The 5,415-nt window shown below is 67.9% G+C and carries 3 protein-coding genes and 1 pseudogene; all 4 read right to left on the bottom strand.

Annotated elements, in window-relative coordinates; translation table 11 throughout:
• Positions 1-261: 261 nt before the first annotated feature.
• The gene (gene tyrS, locus B4L26_RS14345; protein WP_290719777.1) at positions 262-1,593 is read right to left on the bottom strand and encodes a tyrosine--tRNA ligase; all 1,332 of its coding nucleotides are present in this window, start codon (positions 1,591-1,593) and stop codon (positions 262-264) included.
• The gene (locus B4L26_RS14340) at positions 1,590-1,808 is read right to left on the bottom strand and encodes a Trm112 family protein (RefSeq protein WP_290719775.1); all 219 of its coding nucleotides are present in this window, start codon (positions 1,806-1,808) and stop codon (positions 1,590-1,592) included. The genes tyrS and B4L26_RS14340 overlap by 4 nt, the downstream gene beginning before the upstream one ends.
• Positions 1,809-1,825: 17 nt before the next feature.
• Positions 1,826-4,789 carry an AMP-binding protein gene (locus B4L26_RS14335; protein WP_290719773.1) on the bottom strand — a complete coding sequence of 988 codons (2,964 nt, stop codon included), beginning with the start codon at positions 4,787-4,789 and terminating at the stop codon, positions 1,826-1,828.
• A gap of 75 nt (positions 4,790-4,864) precedes the next feature.
• Positions 4,865-5,415: pseudogene (locus tag B4L26_RS14330) on the bottom strand (argininosuccinate lyase); the annotation flags it as partial.

Raw genomic sequence — 5,415 nt, 5'->3', positions numbered from 1 at the left:
AGTTCTCAAAGAACACACACCCCGTGGCGTAACCGCAGTGCGGTTCGTTTCACGAAGCTTCCCCAGGGCGCAGTCAAGGACCACGACCTTGTTCTCGGGGTTTGCGCCGCTTGATCCGTTTCCCGTTGCCGGTACCGGTCTCAGCGACTCGGAATACCGACTGTACCAGGCGCGGTGACTCTCTCCAAATCGCTTGTGCGGCTTGGAGATTGTTGCTCGCTGCGGTGCGATACGTAAGTTACACACCCGTCAGCGCGGAGGTCAAATCGGCTGGTCAGCGGCGTGTTGCTGCGGGCCGAAGCGTGCGCCGGCGAATGTCTTCTTGCCGCGTCGCAGCACCAACCATCGCCCATGCAACAGGTCTCCGACGCCCGGGACCCAGGTTTCATCGTCGATCTTGGCGTTGTTGACGTACGCGCCGCCTTCGCCGATGGCACGTCGAGCAGCCTTGTTGGAGTCCACCAGGCCGCTGTCCACGAGCAGTTCCACGATGGTCGGTCCTGCGCCTTCTGCGTATGCGGCGATCGTGGTCTCCCCCAATGCCGCAGCCAACGTGGGTTCGTCGAGGCCGGCGAGTTCGCCTCGCCCGAACAGCGCGCCGCTGGCCTCCTGCACCGCGCGCGTCTGCTCCTCGCCGTGGATCATTGTCGTCATCTCGGCCGCCAACCGCTTTTGGGCCAACCGCAGGTGCGGCTTCTCCTCGGTGGCGACGGCGAGTTCGTCGATCTCCTCGGCGCTCAGGAAGGTGAACCACTTGAGGTAGCGCACCACGTCGGCGTCGGCAGTGTTCACGAAGTACTGGTACCAGGCGTATGGCGGCGTCATCTCTGGGTCAAGCCAGAGACTTCCGCCCCCGGTCGACTTGCCGAACTTCTTACCGTCGGCCGAGGTGACGAGTGGGACGGTCAGCGCGTGGAGCGACGTCCCGTCGAGTCGGCGCGCGAGATCCACGCCGCCGATGATGTTGCCCCACTGATCCGAACCACCGATTTGCAGCGTGGCGCCGTGGCGGCGGTTCAACTCAACGAAGTCGTTGGACTGCAGGAGCAGGTAACTGAACTCCGTGTAGCTGATGCCGTCGCTCTCCAGACGCCGCTTCACGGTCTCGCGGGCGAGCATCACGTTCACCGAGAAGTGCTTGCCGATGTCGCGCAGGAAGTCCAGCGCGCTCAGCTCGCCGGTCCACTCAATGTTGTTGACGACGATCGCACCGTTGTTCCCGCCGATGTCACCAGCGTCGCCGCCCTCGGGGTTCAGGCGGACGAACCTACTCAGCTGTCCGCCGATCCGATCGGCCCAGGCGGCGACTGTGTCCTGCGCGTTCATCGTCCGCTCGCCGACGTCGCGTGGATCGCCGATGAGTCCGGTGGCCCCGCCGGCGAGGACGATCGGCCGGTGCCCCGCCTCTTGGAAGCGACGCAGCGTCAGCAGCGGCACGAGGTGACCCGCGTGCAGGCTCGCCGCCGTCGGGTCAAACCCGGCGTAAAGGGTCACCATGCCCGCGTCGAGGTGCTTGCGAAGCTCGTCGAGGTCGGTCGACGCGGCGATCAGTCCTCGCCACTCGAGCTCGTCGACGATGTCGATCCGGGTCACCGCTCCGCACCGGCGAGGATCGCCTTGTGCTGTGCCTCGTCGACTGCGCGCGCCTCGTCGGCGAGCATCACCGGGATGCCGTCGGCGTCGATGCGGTACGCGACACGCAGTCGCGGGTTGTACAGCTCGTCCCCGGCGTCGAGGAGCGGTCCGTGGTCGGTCGGGCAGACGAGCCGCTCACGGACGATCGGATCGATTTCAGCAGCTCGAGACATGGGTGGAACCCTACTACCTACTCCCAGCGCCGATCCACCGCGACGGCCTTGGTGAACCGCCGGTAGCGCCCCTCGGGATCCCGGTACCAGACGCGGGCACCCGGCTTCGGTACCCCCGCGGCCGCGAGGTCGCCGCTCAGCGGGCGGTAGGCCTCGCTGAGCTGGATCTCGTCGACGATCTGGATGAGGTGCGGACGCTGTGCCGCAGGCAATCCGCCCAGGGCGGCACGCAGCGTCGTCACAGTGATCGCATCGGCGGCATCGGGACGGGTGGTGATGGCCGCCACGGCCAAATCGTCACCGCCGGCTTCGCGGCCGCCGCCCACCTGGACCCGGTACACCACGACCTGGTCGACGCCGCGGGCGAGCGACAGCGCCTCCTCGATCGGCGGGCGGAAGATCATCCCGTCGGCGGAACCGATGACCGACGGGATGGAACCCATGTACCAGAGGTCGCCGTCGGAGTCGGTGCGGAACAGGTGGTTGGACAACTCCCAACGGTCGTGGGGGCTGAACACGTTGGTCAGGACCGGACCGTTCGTGGCGAAGCGCTGGCGCGCACTCGACAGCAGCACGCCCACGTCCTCGACGCCCGCCTCGACGATGAACCCGCCCGGGCCCTCTCGCAGGGCCTCCTTGTCCCTGTCGATCCCGGCGATCTTCACCTCGGAGGTCTCGGGAAGCGGCCGGCCCATGGCGCCCAGCTTGGCGCCGGACACGTTCGACAGGATGGCCGAGCCGTCCGCGGTCGCGAAGAACTCCAACACGCTGGCGTGCGGGAAGGAGTCCAGAACCTCCGACCACAGCCCCGTCGGCATGCCCGACCCCATGAACAGGCGGATCGGATTGTGCTCGTTGATCTCGAAGCCCGGCGCGCGGACCACCTCGCGCATCATCGTCCACGTGTAGGACACGACGGTGACGCCATAGCGGAGGACCTCGGCGCTGAACGTCTCGGCGTCCACGCCATTGGACAGCGCGATGCGCGACCGGCCCACCACGGTGGCGCCCAGTGTCGTCACCAGGCCCGACGGGTGCGCCAGCGGCGGCAGGCAGTACACCGTGTCGTTGTTGCTCAGGCCCGCCGCCGAGGCCGCGCCGAAGGCCGAGATGGCGAAGCGGTGGTTGGTGACCGGCCACGGCGTCAGGTCAAAGGTGGCCCCACGGGTGAACAGGATGAAGGCGAGATCGCCGGCCAGCCCCGGGTCGGGCCGGTACCAGGCCGGCAGGTCGACCGCGGCAGGGTCGATCTTCTCCATGTCGATCACGGTCTCGCCGTCGGCCGCCTCGATCACGCGCTTGTCGCCACTACCGCCGCCGAGGACCAGGACCCGGTTGGAGTGTTGACGGGCCAGATCGAGGTGGTTGGGGTCGGTGACGACGACGCGGGCGTCGGTGAGCTGGACCCCCGCGGAGATGTCGAGGTCGGTGGTCAGCAGAACGCCGACGGCTCCGAGGCGCGACAGCGCCGCGACGACGACCAGCGCACTGGGGCGGGTGTCCATCAGGACGCCGACGCGCTGACCGGGTCGGACGCCGCACTGGATCAGACCGGCAACGACGTTGTCGATACGGGTGTTGACCTGCTCGTGGGTCAGCACGCGGTCCTCGAAGAGGAAGAGTTCCTTCTTGCGCGCACGTCGGTTGTTCTCCGACATCAGTTTGCCCAGCGAGATACGGGTGCTCGGCTGGATCTGACCGAGGCGCAGCAGGCGCGGTACGGTGCGCACCGATTCGGCGGCGATCGCGCGGCCCGTGCGCTGTACGGCAACCGCGGAGTCGACGATGTCCTTACCGGCGGACACGCTCGCCTCGGCGACGGCGTTCACCCCGTGCTGCACCCGCGACGCGAGCGTCACACCGGTACCCGTCCCGATCGGGCCGTCGGCCATCGGCTCGATCTCCTCCGGCTTGTCCCCCAGCCCGGCCTGCCAGCGGATCCACTCCGAGGTGGTCGGCCAGGTGTGCGCGGCCGACGTCGAGCCGACGACGAGGCCGAAGTGGCCCGCAGCGAGCCTGGACTCGTAGACGTCGGCCTTCGGCGCGGCACGCAGAATGCCGCGCACCGCGGCGGGCTGCCCGATGTCGTCGGCGGTGCCGACGAACGCCAGGACCGGACACGTGATCTCGGCGAGGGTCACGAGGTCACCGTTGATGACGAAGCCGCCCGACATCATGCGGTTGTGCGAGACGAACTGCCGCAGAAGTTCGGCGATCGCCGGGCCCGACCACGCGACCCAGCCGTCATCCTCGAGGAAGCGGCGCTGGTCCTCGCGCTTGAGGAGCCGGTCGCGGTCGTGGAGCTGCATCAGGAAGTCAAGGCGGCTACGTGCGGTCTTGACCGGGTCGAGCATCTGGAAGCCGGTCCGCGCCAGCCAGCCGGGGATGTAGATGTGCGGGATGACCTTGTCGGCGAGGAACTCCGCGCCGGGCGCGGCGATACCCGCGGGCAGCCCGAGGGGCAGCGCGGCGAGCACGTCGACCGGCGAGCCGTAGGTGATGACGCTGGCGATGCCTTTGGAGCGGCGCAGCGCGGCGGTCTGGTAGACCCACATCCCGCCCTGGGAGTAGCCGGCCAGGTGGACGTCGCGCCCGGTGGTCTCGATGACGATGTCGATGACGCGCGAGAGGGCGACGATGTGGTCGGCGAGGGTCCGCTCCATCCCGCCTTCCTCACGGTCGGGCGATCCGAAGTCGACCACCCACGGGGTGATGCCGTGGTTGTGCAGGATCGTCACCGCACCCTTGTCCTCGGTGACGTCGTAGATGTTCGCCGACACCATCATCGGGTGCACGAGGATCACATCGGGGCCGGTGCCCTCGGTGTCGGGGAAGTACCGGCGCAGCCGGAACATCTTCTCGGTCTCAACGACCTGGTAGGGCGCCGGCTGGGTGCCCGTGTCCAACCCACCGAAACGCAGGACTTCCAGCCCGTTTTGCGCCGTCGCCAGCACGCGGTTAACCGCTCCACCGATTCCCATCTGAGAATTCCCATCCTTCACTGATCACAGGTATGGGCACGCGGTGCGAGGCGCGCGAACCCTTCGGTCTGAACTCTATTGCCACCGTTGCGCGCGGGTGGTCAGATCGCGACGGACGCCATCCAGTTGGACGGCAACCGCCGACGACGCAGTGCCGCCGTGCGCGTTGCGCGACTCGATCGAGCCGCGCACGGTGAGGACTTCACGGACCTCACCGGTGAGATCCGGGTTGATCGCGGCCAGCGTCGCATCGTCGAGACCGGCCAGATCGGTGCCGGCCTCCTCGGCTGCGCGCACGCACGCACCGGCCGCCTCGTGGGCGACGCGGAACGGCACGCCACGACGCACCAGCCACTCGGCGATGTCGGTGGCCAGCGTGAAACCTGCAGGAGCCAGCTCCGCCATCCGATCGGCGTGGAAGGTCAGCGTGCCGACCATCCCGGCGATCGCCGGCAACAGCATCTCCAGCTGTGCCACGGAGTCGAAGACCGGTTCCTTGTCCTCTTGCAGGTCGCGGTTGTAGGCCAGCGGCTGTGCCTTGAGTGTCGCCAGCAGGCCGGTCAGGTTCCCGATCAATCGGCCGCTCTTGCCGCGGGTCAGCTCCGCAACGTCGGGGTTCTTCTTCT

Source organism: Gordonia sp. UBA7599 (assembly GCA_002477755.1).
Lineage (GTDB): Bacteria > Actinomycetota > Actinomycetes > Mycobacteriales > Mycobacteriaceae > Gordonia.
Note: the sequence above shows the minus strand (reverse complement) of the source record. Positions and strands in the feature narration are given on the sequence as shown.